Raw genomic sequence first — 20,632 nt, 5'->3', positions numbered from 1 at the left:
ATGGTGGGGGTCGCGGGTTCGAATCCCGTCTTTCGCTTAAATTTAATATTATGCACCTATAGCGCAATTGGATAGAGTGTCTGACTACGAATCAGAAGGTTGCAGGTTCGACTCCTGCTAGGTGCATATTGAATTTAGATTTACGTTTAAATTTAATAGATTGTTTCGTCTCGGGAAGTAGCTCAGCTTGGTAGAGCACCTGGTTTGGGACCAGGGGGTCGCAGGTTCGAATCCTGTCTTCCCGATAAGATTTAATGACGCTGTGGTTGTCACCGTTGTTTGATCTTGGGCTCAATTTTTTGAGACGCCGACTTAGCTCAGTTGGCAGAGCACATCACTAGTAATGATGGGGTCGAAGGTTCGAATCCTTTAGTCGGCATTAATGCGAAAGTAGTTCAGTGGTAGAACATCACCTTGCCATGGTGGGGGTCGCGGGTTCGAATCCCGTCTTTCGCTTAAATTTAATATTATGCACCTATAGCGCAATTGGATAGAGTGTCTGACTACGAATCAGAAGGTTGCAGGTTCGACTCCTGCTAGGTGCATCGTGTAAAATCACGTCTTTTAATAAAGACGTGATTTTTTGTTGTTAATCTTTTAGATGTGATTTGATATCTTGCATTTTTTGAGTGTATTAAGGATAATAAAGTCAGGATTAGTCAAAGTGATATTCTGCACGGAAAGGAGGCGACGGATAGTGGAAACTCAAAATGTTTCAGACATGATTGAGCAATATTTAAAAAATATTTTGCAAGAACATCAGCACATAGAGATACGTCGTGCTGAGATTGCACAGCAATTTGATGTGGTACCGTCGCAAATCAATTATGTAATTAAAACGCGTTTTACTATTCAAAATGGGTACTTAGTTGAAAGTAAACGTGGTGGCGGTGGTTATATACGGATTGCAAAAGTACGGTTGTTAGAGGATAATCAAGTTCTTGATTTATTAATTGCAGCGATTGGAACGACAGTTTCACAACATGATGCCATCGCCGTCGTACAGAGTCTATTTGAAGATAAGTTGATTTCACCACGCGAAGCTGGTTTGATTTTGGCGACAATCGATAAAGATACCCTTCGAATTCATGATACTCAAACAGAAAACGCGATGCGTGCACGTATTTTAATTGGAATTTTAAATCGATTACGGTTTAAAAGTTGAGATAGCAAATAGCGAGGTGTACAAATGGGAAACGAATACACAAAAAGTGCTCGAAATGTACTTGTATTAGCACAAGAACAAGCGAAGTTTTTTAAGCATCAAGCAGTCGGGACAGAACATTTACTTTTAGCTTTAGCCATGGAGTATGAAGGTATGGCTGGTAAGGTTTTGGCACGCTTTGGTTTAGATGCCGATAAAATTCGACGTGAAATTGAAAACTATACGGGGTATGGTAATTTAAATCCGCTTGAACGGGAAGATTACCTACCTTATTCACCTAAAGCAGCGGCAACTTTACGATCAGCTGGTGAAGAGGCTCGTAATTTACAAGCTAAAAATATTGGTACAGAACATATTTTGCTAGCATTACTTGGTACACAAAGCAATTTAGCGACACGAATGTTAGGTGATTTAAATGTTAAGCCAGCTGATATTCAGCGGCAGGTTTTAAAAAAAATCGGTGTTAATACTGATTCTATTCGTGGTAAAGGTGGCCACAGCACAGCTAAAGGTACACCAACTTTAGATGGCTTGGGTCGTGATTTAACCAAAATTGCAGCCGGTAAACAAATGGATCCAGTGATTGGTCGAGCACAAGAGGTAAAACGGGTTATTCAAATTTTGAGTCGTCGAACTAAAAATAATCCAGTTCTTGTTGGTGAACCTGGTGTAGGTAAAACTGCAATCGCAGAAGGTCTAGCGCAGAAAATTATTAGTAAAGAAGTACCAGCTAACTTACAAGGGAAGCGTTTGGTATTGCTTGATATGGCAGCGGTAGTTGCTGGTACTAAGTATCGTGGTGAATTTGAAGAACGACTTCGTAAAATTGTGGACGAAGTTTATAATGATGGGAATGTAATCTTATTTATTGATGAATTACACACTTTAATCGGAGCTGGGGGTGCAGAAGGAGCAATTGATGCTTCTAACTTGCTCAAACCAGCATTAGCACGTGGAGAAGTGCAAATTGTTGGGGCGACAACACTCAATGAATATCAAAAGTATATCGAGACAGATACAGCTCTTGAACGTCGTTTTGCAAAAGTAATTGTCAATGAACCTTCGGAGGCTGACACAACTGAAATTTTAGTTGGTTTGAAGTCCCAATATGAAAAACATCACCGAGTAAACATTACTAATGAGGCAATTGAAGCTGCTGTTAAGTTATCGGTGCGCTATATTCCTGATCGTTTTTTACCTGATAAGGCAATTGATGTTATCGATGAGGCAGCGGCTAAAGTTCGAATTAACAATCCAGAAGTAAGTGATGAATTTTCACCATTAACACAAAAGCTTGCTGAATTAGTACAACAATGTGATGAAGCACTTTTGCAACAAGATTTTGAAAAGGCAGCAAAATTACGCCGTGAATTCGTCGAAGTTAATGAAGAGTTAGAAGCTAAGCGACGCCAGCAAGCGACCCAAAAATTACTTAAAAAAGATGATGCATATTCATTGTTTGTGACTACTGAAGATGTTGCTGAAATTGTAGCTGAATGGACTGGTGTTCCGGTAACACAGATGCAAAAATCAGAACAAACACGCTTAATTAATTTAGAAAAAGTTTTACACGAACGAGTGATTGGTCAAAATGAAGCAGTTTCTGCGATTTCGCGTGCTATTCGGCGGGCACGGTCAGGGTTGAAAGATCCTAAAAAACCAATTGGAAGTTTCATGTTTCTTGGCCCTACTGGAGTAGGTAAAACTGAGTTAGCTAAAGCATTAGCTGAAGCTATCTTTGGCTCTGAAAAGAATATGATTCGGATTGATATGTCTGAATATATGGAAAAATATTCAAGTAGCCGTTTAGTTGGAGCTGCTCCTGGGTATGTAGGTTTTGATGAAGGTGGCCAACTGACTGAAAAAGTTCGTCAACAACCATATTCAGTTGTCCTTTTAGATGAAGTTGAAAAAGCACATCCAGATATTTTTAATCTCTTACTACAAGTATTAGATGATGGGTACTTAACTGATTCTAAGGGCCGCCGCGTTGATTTTAGTAATACGATTATTATTATGACATCTAACCTTGGAGCGACTCGTATCCGAGATGAAAAGACGATGGGATTTGGTGCTAAAAAAGCTGAGGCTGATTATGAGGCAATGGCAGCAAAGGTTCGTGAAAGTTTGAAAGAACAGTTCCGACCTGAATTTATCAACCGGATTGATGAAACGATTATCTTCCACAGCTTAGATAAACCTGAGTTGCATGAAATCGTGAAATTGATGGCGCAAAGTTTACTTAATCGAGTTAAAGAACAAGGTATTGATATTAAAATTACTCCTGCAGCAATTGATGTAGTTGCTGCTGCGGGTTTTGATCCGGAATATGGTGCTCGGCCATTACGCCGAGCTTTGCAAACCAAAGTTGAAGATTTACTTAGTGAAGAGTTACTTTCAGGTCATATTACAGTTAACAGTCATGTGACGATTGGGGCTGCAAAAGGTGAAATTAAACTAACGATTAAAGATCCAGAAACTTCACGGTAAATATTAAAAACAAGTCTTGCTTTAAGGCTTGTTTTTTTCTAAATAATATTTTTTGGGATAAATGTCAAGTATTACTTGCAAAAAAATATTATTTTTAGTAACATATATAGAGAACAAACTACGAATAAAAATGGCTTTTGTGATATATTGTCCGCAGAAACCTGTATATTAAGACAACTGGAGCTTCGGAAAAAGCTGCAAGTTGTCTTTTTTATGCCTTGAATTTGGATATATAGTGATTTGTAATCATAATGTAACATTTCAGGACGTAAACGTAGGGCAAAAATTTGAGATGAGGTGACCAATTTTGGCAGGGCATTTAATTCAAAACGGCAAGCGCCGTACCCGTCGCAGTTACGCGCGAATCAAAGAAATCCTTGATTTGCCTAACTTAATCGAAATTCAAACAGATTCATATCAATGGTTTTTAGACGAGGGGTTACGGGAAATGTTTAACGACATTCTTCCGATCGAAGACTTCCAAGGAAAATTATCATTGGAATTTGTTGACTACAAGTTAATGGAACCTAAGTATACAGTTGAAGAAGCACGTGAACACGATGCCAACTACTCAGCTCCATTACACGTAACTTTACGTTTAATTAACAACGAAACAAGCGAAATCAAGTCACAAGATGTCTTCTTTGGTGATTTCCCATTAATGACTGACCAAGGTACTTTCATTATTAACGGGGCAGAACGTGTTATCGTTTCACAATTAGTGCGTTCTCCTGGGGTTTACTTTAATGAAGAACTCGACAAAAACGGCCGCCCAAGTTACGGTACAACGGTAATTCCTAACCGTGGTGCATGGTTGGAATTTGAAACGGATGCCAAAGATGTGGCATACGTCCGGATTGACCGTACGCGTAAGATTCCATTGACTGAATTAGTACGTGCACTTGGATTTGCTTCAGATAGTGATATCTTGGAAATCTTTAGCTCATCATATGATTCATTGATGAACACCCTTGAAAAGGATGTTCACAAAGAACTTTCTGAATCACGTACTGAAGAAGCCTTGAAAGACATTTACGAACGTCTACGTCCAGGTGAACCAAAGACAGCTGATTCATCACGTTCATTGTTGACAGCCCGTTTCTTTGATCCAAAACGTTATGATTTAGCTCCAGTTGGTCGTTACAAGATCAACAAAAAGTTGAACTTGAAGACCCGTTTACTTGGTCTTACATTAGCTGAAACTTTAGCTGATCCAGAAACTGGTGAAGTTATTGCTGCTAAGGGGACTAAGATTGACAAGAATGTAATGGCTGACTTGGCACCATTCCTTGATAAGGAAGATTTCAAGGCGACAACATTCTACCCAACTGAAGATGCTGTTGTGACTGAACCAATGACGATTCAAACAATTAAGGTTGAATCACCAAACGATCCTGAAAAGGAACTCTTGGTAATTGGTAACGGCCACATTGGCGCAACAACGCGGACAGTTACTCCAGCCGATATTATCGCATCAATGAACTACTTCTTTAACTTAAAAGAAGGTCTTGGCGCAACTGATGATATTGACCACTTGGGTAACCGTCGGATCCGTTCAGTTGGTGAATTATTACAAAACCAATTCCGGATTGGTTTATCACGGATGGAACGTGTGGTTCGCGAACGGATGTCAATTCAAGACGCCGAAACAGTGACCCCACAACAATTAATTAATATTCGACCAGTGGTTGCTTCAATCAAGGAATTCTTTGGTTCATCACAATTGTCACAATTCATGGACCAAACTAACCCACTTGGAGAACTTTCACACAAACGTCGTCTTTCAGCGCTTGGACCTGGTGGTTTGACGCGTGACCGGGCCGGATATGAAGTCCGAGACGTGCACTACACGCACTATGGTCGGATGTGTCCAATTGAAACTCCTGAAGGTCCTAACATCGGTTTGATTAACTCCCTTTCATCATATGCAAAGGTTAACCGTTACGGATTTGTTGAAACACCATACCGTCGTGTTTCATGGGATGATCACAAGGTTACTGAAAAGATTGATTACTTAACAGCCGATGAAGAAGCTAATTTTGTTATTGCGCAAGCCAACACACCATTGAACGATGACGGTTCATTTGTTGAATCAGCTGTAATGGCACGTGATGCTGATGACAATATTGAAACTTCAATCGAAAACGTTGATTACATGGACGTTTCACCTAAGCAAGTAGTTGCCGTGGCGACAGCCAACATTCCTTTCTTGGAAAACGACGACTCAAACCGTGCTTTGATGGGAGCCAACATGCAACGTCAAGCGGTGCCATTGGTTAACCCACACGCACCACTTGTTGGTACTGGTATTGAATACAAAGCGGCCCACGATTCAGGGGTTGCTATGATTGCTAAACATGCTGGTCAAGTTGAATACGTTGACGGTCGTGAAATTCGCATCCGTCGCGAAGATGGTTCATTAGATACTTACAAGTTGATGAAGTTCCGTCGTTCAAACTCAGGTAAAAACTACAACCAACGCCCAATTGTCCGTGTTGGTGAAATGATTGAAGCCGATGAAGTCCTTGCTGACGGTCCATCAATGGAACAAGGTGAATTAGCCTTGGGTCAAAACCCATTGATTGCCTTCATGACTTGGAAAGGTTACAACTTTGAAGATGCCATCATCTTGAACGAACGTTTGATTCGTGAAGATGTCTACACTTCAATTCACATCGAAGAATTTGAATCAGAAGCCCGCGACACAAAGCTTGGACCTGAAGAAATGACGCGTGAAATCCCTAACGTTGGGGAAGAACAATTAAAAGACCTTGATGCAATGGGTATTATCCGTATCGGGGCCGAAGTTGAAGATGGTGATATCTTAGTTGGTAAAGTTACTCCTAAGGGTGTGACTGAATTATCAGCCGAAGAACGCTTGCTTCACGCCATCTTTGGTGAAAAAGCTCGTGAAGTTCGTGATACATCACTTCGTGTACCTCACGGTGGTGGAGGGGTCGTTCAAGACGTTAAGATCTTCACTCGTGAAAACGGTGATGAACTTTCACCAGGTGTTAACATGATGGTTCGTGTCTACATCGCCCAAAAACGTAAGATTCAAGTTGGGGATAAGATGGCGGGACGTCACGGTAACAAGGGTACTGTTTCAATCGTTGTGCCATCAGAAGACATGCCATACATGCCAGATGGTACCCCAATTGATATCATGCTTTCACCCATGGGTGTGCCTTCACGGATGAACATCGGTCAAGTGCTTGAATTGCACTTGGGGATGGCTGCTCGGACATTAGGTATTCACATGGCCTCACCAGTATTTGATGGTGCCACAGATAAAGATATCTGGGACGCTGTTCGTGAAGCTGGTCTCCCAGCTGATGGTAAGACGGTCCTTTACGATGGTCGGACTGGGGAAGCATTTGATAATCGGATCGCCGTTGGGACAATGCACTACATGAAGCTTGCCCACATGGTTGATGATAAAATTCACGCCCGTTCAATCGGACCTTACTCACTTGTTACGCAACAACCACTTGGTGGTAAAGCGCAATTTGGTGGACAACGTTTCGGGGAAATGGAAGTTTGGGCCCTTGAAGCGTATGGGGCTGCTTACACTCTTCAAGAAATCTTGACTTACAAGTCAGATGACGTTGTTGGTCGTGTTAAGACTTATGAAGCGATCGTTAAGGGTGAACCAATCCCACAACCTGGAGTTCCAGAATCATTCCGCGTGCTTGTAAAAGAATTGCAATCACTTGGTCTTGATATGAAGGTGTTGGATGCAGATAAAGAAGAAATTGAACTCCGTGATATGGACGAAGACGACGATGACGTTGTAAACGTTGACGCCCTTGCTAAGTATGCTGCTGAACACGCTGCTGAAAATACTGAAACAGCGAAGCCGGCAACTGATACAATCGAACAAGAATAATGAAAGGTGGTCAATCCTTTGATTGATGTTAATAAGTTTGAAAGCATGCAAATTGGTCTGGCATCACCAGACAAAATTCGCAGCTGGTCTTATGGTGAAGTTAAGAAGCCTGAAACAATTAACTACCGGACTTTAAAACCTGAAAAAGATGGACTCTTTGATGAACGCATCTTTGGACCAACCAAGGACTGGGAATGTGCTTGTGGTAAATACAAACGTATTCGTTACAAGGGTATTGTTTGTGACCGTTGTGGAGTTGAAGTTACGCGTGCTAAAGTACGTCGTGAACGTATGGGACACATTGAACTTGCTGCCCCTGTAACGCACATTTGGTACTTCAAGGGTATTCCTTCACGGATGGGTCTTGTGCTTGACATGAGCCCTCGTTCACTTGAAGAAATTATTTACTTTGCTTCATACGTAGTTACTGAAACTGGTAACTCACCACTTGAAAAGAAGCAATTACTTTCAGAACGTGAATACCGTGAATTAAAGGCTGAATACGGTAACGAATTTAGCGCTGCTATGGGTGCCGAAGCTATTCAAACATTACTTGCTGATGTTGATTTGGCTAAGGAAGCACAAGCATTGAAAGCCGAATTAAAAGAAGCTTCAGGACAAAAACGGACTCGTGCCGTTCGTCGTCTTGACATTATCGAAGCTTTCTTGAAATCAGGTAACCGTCCGGATTGGATGGTAATGGATGTTATTCCAGTTATTCCACCTGATTTACGCCCAATGGTGCAACTTGAAGGTGGCCGTTTTGCAACTTCTGACTTGAATGATTTATACCGTCGGGTTATTAACCGGAACAACCGTTTGAAGCGTTTGTTAGATCTTAATGCCCCTGGTATCATCGTTCAAAATGAAAAGCGGATGCTTCAAGAAGCTGTTGACGCCTTGATTGATAACGGTCGTCGCGGCCGTCCAGTTGCTGGTCCAGGTAACCGTCCATTGAAGTCTCTTTCACACATGTTGAAGGGTAAACAAGGACGTTTCCGTCAAAACTTGCTTGGTAAGCGGGTTGACTACTCTGGTCGTTCTGTTATCGACGTTGGTCCTTTCTTGAAGATGAACCAAATGGGTCTTCCACGTCAAATGGCGTTGGAATTGTTCAAACCATTTATCATGAAGGAATTGGTTTCACGTGAATTAGCTTCTAACATTAAGAATGCTAAGCGTAAGATTGATCGTCGTGATGATGATGTTATGGACGTCTTGGAAGATGTTATCAAGGAACACCCAGTTCTATTGAACCGGGCACCTACGCTTCACCGTTTAGGGATTCAAGCCTTTGAACCAGTGCTTGTTTCTGGTAAAGCGATGCGTCTTCACCCATTGGTTACGGAAGCGTACAATGCCGATTTCGATGGTGACCAAATGGCCATCCACGTGCCATTGTCTGATGAAGCGCAAGCCGAAGCTCGTTTGCTTATGCTTGCCGCTGGTCACATCTTGGCGCCTAAAGATGGTAAGCCAATCGTTGCACCATCACAAGACATGGTTATCGGTAACTACTACTTAACTACTGAAGAAGCTGGTCGTGAAGGTGAAGGGATGATCTTTAAGGATCTTAACGAAGCCCAAATCGCCTACCAAAACAAGTATGTCCACTGGCACACGCGGATTGGGGTGCAAACTTCAAGCTTCCCAGCAGATAAGCCATTTACTGCTGACCAACGTAGCAAGATCTTGGTAACGACTGTTGGTAAATTAATCTTTAACAACATCTTACCAGGCGACTTCTTCTACTTGAACGAACCAACTGAAGCTGCTTTAACAACTGGGGTTGATGATAAATACTTCATCGCACCAGGTACTAACTTGAAAGAATTCTTGCGCGACCAACCAGTTGTAGCACCATTTAAGAAAGGTTTCTTATCTGATGCCATCGCTGAAGTTTACAAGCGTTACAAGGTTACTGAAACTTCATTACTCTTGGACCGTATGAAGGACTTAGGTTATGAAGAATCAACTATTTCAGGTTTAACTGTTGGGGCTGCCGATGTTACTGAATTAAAAGAAAAGAATGAAATCGTTGATGCCGCCCACGAAAAGGTTGCGGTTGTTACTAAGCAATTCCGTCGTGGATTGATTACTGACGATGAACGATACGAACGTGTTATTGCAATCTGGAACGCTGCAAAGGATGAAATCCAACAAAAGCTTATTGAAGGTTTCGATTCAAACAATCCAATCTTCATGATGTCAGATTCAGGAGCGCGTGGTAATATTTCTAACTTTACTCAACTTGCCGGGATGCGTGGTTTGATGGCTGCGCCTAACGGACGAATCATGGAATTGCCAATCATTGCCAACTTCCGTGAAGGTCTTTCAGTGCTTGAAATGTTTATTTCAACCCACGGGGCTCGTAAAGGGATGACTGATACGGCCTTGAAGACTGCCGATTCTGGTTACTTGACTCGTCGTTTGGTTGACGTTGCTCAAGACGTTATTATTCGTGAAGTTGACTGTGGTACTGACCGTGGTCTTGACGTTTCTGCCATTATGGAAGGAAACGAAGTAATCGAATCACTTTATGACCGTATCTTAGGTCGTTACGCAATGAAGTCAATAAAGAACCCAGAAACTGGTGCGGTGATTGTTAAAGCTAACGATATGATCCAAGAAGATGAAGCTAAGGCAATTGTTGAAGCTGGTATCCAAATGGTAACTATCCGTTCAGCCTTCACTTGTAACACTAAGCACGGGGTTTGTGAACGTTGTTATGGACGTAACATGGCCACTGGTGATGAAGTTGAAGTTGGGGAAGCAGTTGGTACTGTGGCTGCGCAATCAATCGGTGAACCTGGTACGCAACTTACAATGCGTAACTTCCACACCGGTGGGGTTGCCGGGGATGATATCACTCAAGGGCTTCCTCGTGTCCAAGAAATTTTTGAAGCACGTAACCCTAAAGGGCGTGCTGAAATTACTGAGGTTACTGGGATTGTTGAATCAATCGAAGAAAACCCAGCTGAACGGACTAAGGAAATCACAATTGCAGGTGATACTGACAGCCGGACATACACATTACCACTATCAGCCCGCATGCGTGTAGGCGAAGGTGATCACATTCACCGTGGGGATGCGTTGAACGAAGGTTCTGTTGATCCTAAGCACTTGATTCAAGTGCGTGATGTGCTTTCAACTGAAAACTACATCTTACGTGAAATCCAAAAGGTTTACCGTTTGCAAGGGGTTGAAATCTCAGATAAACACGTTGAAGTTATGGCGCGTCAAATGCTCCGTAAAGTTCGCGTGATGGATCCGGGTGATACTGACTTACTTCCAGGTAACTTGATGGATATCAACGACTTCCGCGATGCTGTTGCTGAAACAGTAATCAAGGGTGGTATTCCAGCAACTGCACGTCCAGTGCTTCTTGGTATTACTAAGGCCTCACTTGAAACTAACAGTTTCTTGTCAGCCGCATCATTCCAAGAAACAACGCGTGTGCTTACTGATGCCGCTATTCGTGGTAAGAACGATCCATTGATTGGGTTGAAAGAAAATGTTATTATCGGTAAGATTATTCCTGCCGGTACTGGTATGCAACAATACCGTGACATTAAGTCAAAGACAATTGCTACTCCATCAGCTACTGCTGAAGGTGTTTACTCAATTGCTGATATTGAAGCTCAACTTGAAGCTGAATCAAAGTAGTATAACTGCAGAAAAGACATGGAATTTTAGTTCCATGTCTTTTTTTATATTAAATTAAGTAATATTAGGCTCCAATAAGCGGTACTAAGGCTAGGAATGAAGGGCACGATATGGTGCTTGCTAATAGTTAACCAAGTATAAGTTAACATAGCTGCTAAAATGAGTAAGTAGCTAAATGCTTGTGGACTTAAAAGAATTTGAAACGTTAGAATTAAAGGAAAGTCGCCACTTCCAAGTATTTGATAATCGATACAAATCATTAGAATTAATGCTAAGCATAAGTTGATATTTAGTTTAGCAAATGTCAGTGTGTGTATTTGCAAATAAAACACTAAAAAAAGATAGCCCATGCAAATAAAATGTTGACATAGCCTGTTAATAAATCTTGAACACTCATTACTAATAACGCTAAGCAAACCAAGGTAAGTGGATAAGATTGAAGGTATGGTTTTAATACAAGCATCAAGCCATTACTACCTAAAATTAAAGTTAGTAACGTTTTTCGATGCTGATGTTCTAAAAGGTGTGGGATAATAAATTGATGATATTTAGTGATGTGACTAATTTCAAAGCAATCCCAAATTGCCCAAATCAAAATAATAGTTATTATAGTAACGTAGAGCAGTATGTTAATCATTAATAAGTCCTCTGTATTCGATTTAGTTACTATAAACTACGAAGACTAAGAAAAAATAACAATAAACTATTTAATTTTGTTGACGCATGGTATCCAAAGTGATATATTTATAGTTGTGCTTTTTACAGGACAGTTATCGCTGATGGTTGCGACCATTTCAGCCGTGCTGACTGCCTCGAAGGGACATCAGCCAAACCATAGTTTAGGGGCTATTTTTTTGATTAAAAAATGATACTCCTGGATGTGTGGACTAAAACTTATAAAAACAAACGAAAATGGGAAGGAGCATTTTAGATGCCTACAATTAACCAATTGGTTCGTTCAGGACGTAAGAGCCGAACAACTAAATCTAGCTCACCTGCCTTGAATTTTGGTTACAACAGCCAAAAGAAAGTGCAAACTAACACACCAGCCCCACAAAAACGTGGTGTTGCTACCCGTGTTGGTACTATGACTCCAAAGAAGCCTAACTCTGCCTTACGTAAGTATGCGCGTGTGCGTCTTTCAAACTTGTTCGAAGTTACTGCCTACATTCCTGGTGAAGGCCACAACTTGCAAGAACACTCTGTTGTATTGATTCGTGGGGGCCGTGTAAAGGATTTACCTGGGGTTCGTTACCACATCATCCGTGGTGCACTTGATACTGCTGGTGTTGATAACCGTCGTCAAAGCCGTTCTAAGTACGGTACTAAGAAACCTAAAAAATAATAGGAGGGTAACGTAATATGCCACGTAAAGGTTATACAAAACGGGCCGAAGTATTGCCCGATCCAATTTACAACTCAAAGCTTGTTTCTCGTTTGATCAACCGTCTTATGTTAGATGGTAAGCGCGGAACTGCTTCAACTATTTTATACTCAGCTTTTGATACTATCAAAGCTACTACTGGTAACGATCCATTAGAAGTTTTTGAAGAAGCTATGAACAACATCATGCCAGTGCTTGAAGTTAAAGCACGTCGTGTTGGTGGTTCTAACTACCAAGTTCCTATCGAAGTACGTCCTGACCGTCGTACTACTCTTGGTCTTCGTTGGTTGGTTAACTACGCTCGTTTGCGTGGGGAACACACTATGGACGAACGTCTTGCGAAGGAAATCATGGATGCAGCTAACAATACTGGTGCATCTGTTAAGAAACGTGAAGACACTCACAAGATGGCGGAAGCCAACCGTGCCTTTGCTCACTACCGTTGGTAAGATTTCAGGATTGGCTATCATATAAAATTTGATAGTCAATTTTGTTGTATATTTTTTACATTTTGTCGTATTGTATAATTAATATTTCCAGAGGAGAATAACCAAAATGGCAAACAAGCGTGAATACCCGCTCGACCATACTCGTAACATCGGTATCATGGCCCACATCGATGCGGGTAAGACTACTACAACTGAACGTGTTTTATACTACACTGGTAAGATTCACAAGATTGGTGAAACCCACGATGGGGCTTCACAAATGGACTTCATGGATCAAGAAAAGGAACGTGGTATCACTATCCAATCAGCCGCTACTACTGCTGTTTGGCACGGTTTCCACAACCAATTTGACAAAAACCCATACCGTGTTAACATCATCGATACTCCAGGTCACGTTGACTTTACTATCGAAGTTGAACGTTCACTTCGTGTTCTTGATGGTGCCGTAGCGGTTCTTGATGGTGCTGCAGGGGTTGAACCACAAACTGAAACTGTTTGGCGACAAGCAACTACTTATGATGTTCCTCGTGTTGTTTTTGTTAACAAGATGGACAAAATGGGTGCTGATTTCCAAATGTCAGTGGACTCACTTGGTGAACGTTTACAAGCTAACGCCAAGGCTGTTCAATGGCCAATCGGTGCCGAAGATGACTTTGAAGCCATCATCGACTTGCTTGAAATGAAAGCTGAATACCCAGTTGATGCCCTTGGTGAAACTTGGGAAATGCGTGATATTCCAGCCGATTACCAAGAATTAGCTGAAGAAAAGCGTAACGAATTGATTGAAGCAATTGCTGACGTTAATGAAGACATCATGGACAAATACCTTGAAGGTGAAGAAATCTCAGTTGCTGAATTGAAGGCTGCTATCCGTAAGGCTACTTTAGCCTTAGAATTCTTCCCAGTTCTTGCTGGTTCTGCCTACAAGGATAAGGGTGTGCAAATGATGCTTGATGCGGTTGTTGACTACTTGCCATCACCACTTGAAGTTAAGCCATACGTTTCAACTGATCCAGATACTGAAGAAGAAGTTGATTTGATTGCCGATGATGAAAAGCCTTTCGCTGCCTTGGCATTTAAGGTTATGACTGACCCATTCGTTGGTCGTCTTACTTTCATCCGTGTTTACACTGGTACTTTACAATCAGGTTCATATGTCCTTAACACAACTAAGGGCAAGCGTGAACGTGTTGGTCGTTTGCTTCAAATGCACGCAACTAACCGTACTGAAATTGATGAAGTATTCTCAGGTGACATTGCTGCCGCTATCGGTTTGAAGGACACTACTACTGGGGACTCATTGACTGCTGTTGATCGTCCATTGATCCTTGAATCAATGGAATTCCCAGAACCAGTTATCCAATTGGCTATCGAACCTAAGACTAAGGCCGACCAAGATAAGATGTCTAATGCATTGCAAAAGCTTGCTGAAGAAGATCCATCATTCCGTGCCGAAACTAACCCAGAAACTGGTGACACTTTGATCTCAGGAATGGGTGAACTTCACTTGGATATCATCGTTGACCGTATGAAACGTGAATTCAACGTTGAAGCAACTGTTGGTGCGCCTCAAGTTGCTTACCGTGAAGCCTTTACTAAGACTGTTCAATCTCGTGGATTCTTCAAACGCCAATCTGGTGGTAAAGGTCAATACGGGGACGTTTGGGTTGAATTTTCACCAAACGAAGAAGGTGCAGGTTTCGAATTCGAAGACGCCATCGTTGGTGGGGTTGTGCCTCGTGAATACATCGGTTCAGTTGAAGCTGGTTTGAAGGAAGCAATGAATGCTGGTCCATTGGCTGGTTACCCATTGGTTGACTTGAAAGCCAAATTGTACGATGGTTCATACCACGATGTCGATTCATCTGAAGCAGCCTTTAAGATTGCCGCTTCACTTTCATTGCGTAACGCTGCTAAGGAAGCTGGTGCCGTTATCCTTGAACCAATTATGAAGGTTGACATCGTTGTTCCTGAAGACAACTTGGGAGATGTTATGGGTCACGTTTCAGCTCGTCGTGGACTTGTTGAAGGTCAAGAATCACGTGGTAACGTTATGATGTTACACGCGAAGGTTCCATTGTCAGAAATGTTTGGATACGCAACTACTTTACGTTCATCAACGCAAGGTCGTGGTACATTCCAAATGGCATTTGACCACTACGAAGCTGTTCCTAAGAACATCCAAGAAGATATTATCAAAAAGAATGGTAAAGATGGTGAATAATCACCTTGCCTAAAAAAGCTACCGCATTTGCGGTGGCTTTTTTCGTATCATTTTTTTAAAAAGTAGATAAATGATATACTATCAGTTATGATTAACATTTAGATAAAATTTAGTAAAGGAAACTGGTAAAATGGCGCAAACAATTATTGAGTTTAAAAATGTTGTAAAAAGTTATGAAGAAACCCAAGTTTTAAAAGGGGTTGACTTAACAATTGAGGCTGGAAAATTTTATACATTACTAGGACCTTCTGGTAGTGGTAAGACAACAATTTTACGGTTGATTGCGGGTTTCTCAAGTGCAACTAGTGGGGATATTATTTTTGATGGACAACGAATTAATGATGTCCCTGCAAATAAGCGGCGAGTGAATACAGTCTTTCAAAATTATGCCTTATTCCCGAATATGAATGTGTTTGAGAATGTTGCTTTTGGAATGACTTTAAAAGGTGTTAGTAAAGGAAAAATTAAAGAAAAAGTAACCAGTATGCTTGGAATGGTTCAATTGGCAGGTTATGAAGACCGTAGTATTGATGAACTATCTGGTGGTCAACAACAACGAGTAGCAATTGCACGGGCTTTAGCAAATGATCCAGAAATCTTACTATTAGATGAGCCATTATCAGCTTTGGATTATAAATTGCGTAAAGATATGCAATATGAATTACGTGAATTACAACAGCGATTAGGAATTACATTTATTTTTGTAACTCATGACCAGGAAGAAGCACTTGCAATGTCAGATTGGATCTTTGTTATGAATGAAGGTAAAATTTTGCAAAATGGAACCCCGGTTGATATTTATGATGAACCAATTAATCACTTTGTAGCAAACTTTATTGGTGAAAGTAATATTATTGAAGGGGTAATGCGCGAAGATTATTTAGTTTCATTTGCAGGTAAAGAATTTGAAAATGTTGACGCAGGAATGCGACCTAATGAACGAGTTGAAGTTGTTTTACGACCTGAAGATTTAGATTTAACAACACCTGAAAATGGAAAGTTAGTTGTAACAATTGATGCTCAATCGTTTCGTGGCGATTATTATGAAATTAGTGCCCATGATGACGACAATAATGAATGGCGTATTCAAGCTACAAATCCATCAATTATAAATACGCGTCAAGGTCTTACATTTGACCCCGAGGATATCCATATTATGCGTTTTGATGAATCAGAAGATGATTTTGATGCTCGTCTAGAAAATTATGAGGATTAAGGAGGCGTAGATGTTGAAAAATCGATTATTTTACTTTATTCCATACGGCCTTTGGTTGATTTTATTTGTTGGTGCCCCGATTGTATTAATGTTTGGTGAATCATTTCTTTCAATGGCGCATCATTTTACATTTGCGAATTATCAAAATTTTTTAGGTTCTGGAATTTATCTACAAATGATGTTTAATTCGATTTGGTATGCATTTTTAATTACGGTTATCACATTGTTGATTAGTTTTCCGACAGCCCTTTTTTTAAGTAATTTAAAGTATAAACAATTTTGGTTACTGCTTATTATTCTACCAACTTGGATAAATTTGTTATTAAAAACGTATGCCTTTATCGGTCTATTGTCTAAAAACGGTTCTGTCAATCACTTTATTCAATTGCTCGGATTTGCACCGCAACAATTATTATTTACAGATGCTAGTTTTATTTTAGTAGCTGCATATATTGAAATTCCATTTATGATTTTGCCAATCTTTAACTCAATTAATGAGATTGATAATAGTTTGATTAATGCAAGTTATGATTTAGGTGCAACACGTTGGCAAACTTTTCGGCGAGTTATCTTACCGTTATCAGCAGATGGAATTCGTGCTGGAATCCAAGCTGTCTTTATTCCATCGTTATCACTCTTTATGATTACACGCTTGATTGGTGGAAATCGTGTTATTACTCTAGGTACGGCAATTGAGGAACATTTTTTAGTAACGCAAAATTGGGGACTTGGTTCAACTATCGGGGTAGTACTAATTGTTGCAATGGTAATTACAATGGTATTGACACGAGAAAGAAAGAAACGGGGGCGTAAGTAATGGTTGAAAAACAAAGCCGTTGGGCAAACCTCTATTTGATTATTATATTTATAGTTCTATATTTGCCGATTTTTTATTTGATTTTTTATTCTTTTAATGCAGGCGAATATATGCAAAATTTTTCGGGATTCTCTTTGAAACATTATGGAGAATTATTTGCTGACAATCGAATGTTGCAAATTGTTTTAAATACGTTTGTTGTTGCCCTGCTATCTTCGTTGTTAGCTACAATTATAGGAACATTTGGAGCATTAGGTATTTATGGTGTCAAAAATCCCTTAATGAAGAATGTTTTATTATCTTTAAATAATATTTTATTGGTATCACCTGATGTAATTATCGGGGCTAGTTTCTTAATTTTTTTCACATTACTTGGCCTAGGATTAGGATTTGGCTCAGTATTGATGAGTCATATTGCATTTTCGATACCAATTGTTGTTTTAATGGTTTTACCTAAGCTAAATGAAATGAGCACTACTTTGGTTGATGCAGCTCAAGATTTAGGTGCTAATTCTTGGCAAGTACTAACTCGAGTAATCTTACCATATCTAGCCCCAGGAATTTATGCAGGATTTTTTATGGCTTTTACGTATTCATTAGATGATTTTGCTGTTACATTCTTTGTAACTGGGAATGGCTTTTCAACGTTAGCAGTTGAAATTTATTCACGAGCTCGTCAAGGAGTTAGTTTAGAAATTAATGCGTTATCAGCATTAATGTTTATTATTTCATTACTGTTAGTGACAGGTTATTTCTTCATCAATCAATATAATTTAAAACGTAAAAAGCAGTATAAGAAAGGACGAAATGGCTGATGAAACGTTTACTATATGCGGCCATTGCCGTACTAATTGTTGCTGGGCTACTTGCTTTAGGTGCTAATCATTTTGAAAAAGAACAAAGTGCAGCTACGGGGAAAGCTGGTAGCAGCACAAAAGTGTTAAATATCTATAATTGGGGTGCATATATTGATCCAAATTTAATAGCTAAGTTTGAAAAACAAACCGGTTATAAAGTTAACTATGATACCTTTGATAGTAATGAAGCAATGCTAACAAAAATTCAACAAGGTGGAACTAGTTATGATATAACAGTTCCGTCAGAATACACAGTTCAAAAAATGAAACAACTAGGCTTATTGCATAAATTGGATTTGAATAAAATTCCAACGCTTAAGTATTATGATAAAAACTTTTTGAATTTGGCTTTTGATCCACATAATCAATATTCAGTACCATATTTCTGGGGAACATTAGGAATTACATATAATGATAAATATGTAAAACCTGAGCAGATTCAAACATGGAATGATTTATGGAAACCTGAATTTCGTGATAGTATTATGCTTACCGATGACGCCCGAGATGTCTTTGGATTTGCATTAATTTCATTAAATAAATCTGTGAATACAACTAACAATGGTGATTTGATGGCTGCCAAGGGTAAATTAGATGCATTAGCTCCAAATATTAAGGCAATTGCAGCTGATGAAATCAAAATGTATATGGCACAAGATCAAGCACCACTTGCAGTAGGGTATTCTGGTGATGCATCAGAAATGATTGCTGAGAATAGTCATTTGCATTATGTAATTCCTAAAGATGGCACTAATTTGTGGTTTGATAATTTAGTTATTCCAAAAAATGCTAAACATCTAAAGGCGGCATATGCATTCATTAATTTCATTAATGAACCCAAAAATGCCGCACAAAATGCGGAATACATTGGTTATTCAACACCTAATGCAGCGGCTAAGAAGTTATTACCCAAAGCAATAACGGCCCAAACAAACTTTTATCCAACTGATGAAATGATGAAGAAATTTCAAGTTTATACAAATTTAAGTCAAGCTAAGACCGAAGAGTATAATGATTTATACCTTGAATTTAAAATGGTACATCGTTAAAAGTCAGGCTATGATAAATTTATACTGATATAGCAAGTGAAAAAGCTAGGAAAATTTATTTTTCCTAGCTTTTTTGAGTATATTTTAAATATAGCAGACTTTAGCAGCATATTTGACAGTCGATTAATAATAAAGATATTACGCCATAATCCTTTTTTATTTATCACTTTAATGAGTTTTCGATATTAGCCTAGCTAGTGTATATAAAATTAGATAACTTTGAATCCCAAACTATTAGTAAAGTGATTAAGAGCCCATTCTTGTCCATTTGGCGTGAAAGTAGCCACAGCATCAGAATGGATTGTAACGGTGTAGTTTAAGTCATAAGCAGCTACCGCGGTATGCAAAACACAAATATCAGTACATACACCGACTAAATGAAGATCAGTGATATGGCGTTCACGTAAAAAATTATCCAAGTTAGTATTAGCAAAACTATTATAGTGATTTTTTGGATAAGCATAAACATGCTCGTTATTTTTTTGCGCTTGAACCCAATCGTTTAACTTACCAAAATATTGGCGCCCCCAAGTATTAAGTAAGTTATGTGGTGGGAATAGCTTAGCTTCAGTTTCGAACGGATTGTTTGCATTATGGAGATCAGTTGGTAGAATAATATAATCATTATTAATGAGGAATTCTTGAGCTAATTGATTAATTTTAGGTTCTAAAATTTGTGCAGGGGTACCGACAGTTAGAGCACCGTTTGTTGCAACAAAGTCATTAGTGTAGTCAATAATAAGCAAAGCTTTGGTCATAATAATAACTCCTTTGGGATTTTATAATGTACTTTCTTCTATAATATAGTACTAAATACGATGAGATAAAACATAGAAAAAATTTTTTGAAAAAAGTAGATAAAATTGTTGCGTTTATATAAAGGATGCGGTATTATATTCTAGTACGCCAGACGAGGGTGGTTATTCATTCTCTGATCTAGATGTATCAACATTCAGCTATGATGTGGAAGATTGCGACACACGCGGTTACGTTGCCACGGACCTGTGTGACGGTAACTCCCATGGAGCTAGTCTTATTAGAAAATAGACGAAGGAGGAATTAAAAATGGCAAACAAAAAGATTCGTATTCGCTTAAAGGCCTACGAACACCGGATTCTTGATCAATCTGCTGAAAAGATTGTGGAAACAGCAAAGCGGACAGGTGCTGAAATTTCAGGTCCTATCCCATTGCCTACTGAACGTACTCTTTACACGGTGTTACGTTCACCACACAAGCACAAGGATTCACGTGAACAATTCGAAATGCGCACTCACAAGCGTTTAATTGATATTGTTAACCCAACTGCTAAAACAGTTGATGCTTTAACTAAGCTTGAATTGCCAAGCGGTGTTGACATCGAAATCAAATTATAATTTGATTTGTTTTAGCTTTAAAAAAATTTATTTTAACAAATTACATGGAGGT

At 39.6% G+C, this 20,632-nt stretch carries 14 protein-coding genes and 5 tRNA genes; 17 read left to right on the top strand and 2 right to left on the bottom strand.

Annotation, left to right across the window (positions count from 1 at the left end):
- Window positions 1-52 precede the first annotated feature (52 nt).
- From HF964_RS06685 to rpoC, 9 genes are all read left to right on the top strand, one after another.
- Window positions 53-126, top strand: a tRNA-Arg gene (locus HF964_RS06685).
- 45 nt (window positions 127-171) lie between these two features.
- Window positions 172-245 (top strand) — tRNA-Pro (locus HF964_RS06680).
- Window positions 246-306: 61 nt separating this feature from the next.
- Window positions 307-379 (top strand) — tRNA-Thr (locus tag HF964_RS06675).
- A gap of 5 nt (window positions 380-384) precedes the next feature.
- Window positions 385-456 (top strand) — tRNA-Gly (locus tag HF964_RS06670).
- A 15-nt stretch (window positions 457-471) separates the two neighbouring features.
- Window positions 472-545: transfer RNA gene (locus HF964_RS06665), tRNA-Arg, on the top strand.
- Window positions 546-697: 152 nt separating this feature from the next.
- Window positions 698-1,165 carry a CtsR family transcriptional regulator gene (locus HF964_RS06660; RefSeq protein WP_168722274.1) on the top strand — a complete coding sequence of 156 codons (468 nt, stop codon included), beginning with the start codon at window positions 698-700 and terminating at the stop codon, window positions 1,163-1,165.
- Between the two features lie 24 nt (window positions 1,166-1,189).
- Window positions 1,190-3,655 (top strand): ATP-dependent Clp protease ATP-binding subunit, encoded by a 2,466-nt coding sequence (locus HF964_RS06655; RefSeq protein WP_168722273.1) that lies wholly within the window; start codon window positions 1,190-1,192, stop codon window positions 3,653-3,655.
- Between the two features lie 307 nt (window positions 3,656-3,962).
- Window positions 3,963-7,544 (top strand): DNA-directed RNA polymerase subunit beta, encoded by a 3,582-nt coding sequence (rpoB, locus tag HF964_RS06650; RefSeq protein ID WP_168722272.1) that lies wholly within the window; start codon window positions 3,963-3,965, stop codon window positions 7,542-7,544.
- 18 nt (window positions 7,545-7,562) lie between these two features.
- On the top strand, window positions 7,563-11,210 hold the full coding sequence (gene rpoC / locus HF964_RS06645; RefSeq protein WP_168722271.1) for a DNA-directed RNA polymerase subunit beta': 3,648 nt from the start codon (window positions 7,563-7,565) through the stop codon (window positions 11,208-11,210).
- 331 nt (window positions 11,211-11,541) lie between these two features.
- On the opposite strand, the gene HF964_RS06640 is transcribed toward rpoC, so the two are convergent.
- Window positions 11,542-11,847 (bottom strand): hypothetical protein, encoded by a 306-nt coding sequence (locus tag HF964_RS06640; protein WP_168722270.1) that lies wholly within the window; start codon window positions 11,845-11,847, stop codon window positions 11,542-11,544.
- Between the two features lie 294 nt (window positions 11,848-12,141).
- Here HF964_RS06640 and rpsL point away from each other — a divergent pair, with 294 nt between their 5' ends.
- The 7 genes from rpsL to HF964_RS06605 all read left to right on the top strand — a co-directional run bounded on the left by rpsL (window position 12,142) and on the right by HF964_RS06605 (window position 19,206).
- Window positions 12,142-12,555, top strand: a complete 414-nt coding sequence (gene rpsL, locus HF964_RS06635) for a 30S ribosomal protein S12 (protein ID WP_168722269.1) — start codon at window positions 12,142-12,144, stop codon at window positions 12,553-12,555.
- A gap of 17 nt (window positions 12,556-12,572) precedes the next feature.
- Entirely contained in the window at window positions 12,573-13,043 is a 471-nt protein-coding gene (rpsG, locus tag HF964_RS06630) for a 30S ribosomal protein S7 (RefSeq protein WP_168722268.1), read from the top strand.
- Window positions 13,044-13,149: 106 nt separating this feature from the next.
- Entirely contained in the window at window positions 13,150-15,267 is a 2,118-nt protein-coding gene (gene fusA, locus HF964_RS06625; protein WP_168722267.1) for an elongation factor G, read from the top strand.
- Between the two features lie 130 nt (window positions 15,268-15,397).
- Window positions 15,398-16,483 carry an ABC transporter ATP-binding protein gene (locus HF964_RS06620; RefSeq protein ID WP_168722266.1) on the top strand — a complete coding sequence of 362 codons (1,086 nt, stop codon included), beginning with the start codon at window positions 15,398-15,400 and terminating at the stop codon, window positions 16,481-16,483.
- A 10-nt stretch (window positions 16,484-16,493) separates the two neighbouring features.
- Window positions 16,494-17,300, top strand: coding sequence for an ABC transporter permease (locus HF964_RS06615; RefSeq protein ID WP_168722265.1), 807 nt, complete (start codon window positions 16,494-16,496; stop codon window positions 17,298-17,300).
- Window positions 17,300-18,115, top strand: a complete 816-nt coding sequence (locus tag HF964_RS06610) for an ABC transporter permease (RefSeq protein ID WP_168722264.1) — start codon at window positions 17,300-17,302, stop codon at window positions 18,113-18,115. The genes HF964_RS06615 and HF964_RS06610 overlap by 1 nt, the downstream gene beginning before the upstream one ends.
- Complete coding sequence (locus tag HF964_RS06605; RefSeq protein ID WP_168722263.1) at window positions 18,115-19,206, top strand: ABC transporter substrate-binding protein; 1,092 nt, start codon at window positions 18,115-18,117, stop codon at window positions 19,204-19,206. Before HF964_RS06610 ends, HF964_RS06605 begins: the two co-directional genes overlap by 1 nt.
- Before the next feature lie 209 nt (window positions 19,207-19,415).
- Here the strand turns inward: HF964_RS06605 and HF964_RS06600 are convergent, their stop codons facing one another.
- Entirely contained in the window at window positions 19,416-19,964 is a 549-nt protein-coding gene (locus HF964_RS06600) for a cysteine hydrolase family protein (protein ID WP_168722262.1), read from the bottom strand.
- Window positions 19,965-20,271: 307 nt separating this feature from the next.
- Here HF964_RS06600 and rpsJ point away from each other — a divergent pair, with 307 nt between their 5' ends.
- Window positions 20,272-20,580 (top strand): 30S ribosomal protein S10, encoded by a 309-nt coding sequence (gene rpsJ / locus HF964_RS06595; RefSeq protein WP_133363110.1) that lies wholly within the window; start codon window positions 20,272-20,274, stop codon window positions 20,578-20,580.
- Window positions 20,581-20,632: the final 52 nt, after the last annotated feature.

It is taken from the genome of Periweissella fabalis (assembly GCF_012396505.1).
Classification (GTDB): Bacteria; Bacillota; Bacilli; order Lactobacillales; family Lactobacillaceae; genus Periweissella; species Periweissella fabalis.
The sequence above is the reverse complement of the archived record's forward strand: the minus strand, read 5'-3'. Positions and strand labels throughout refer to the sequence as shown.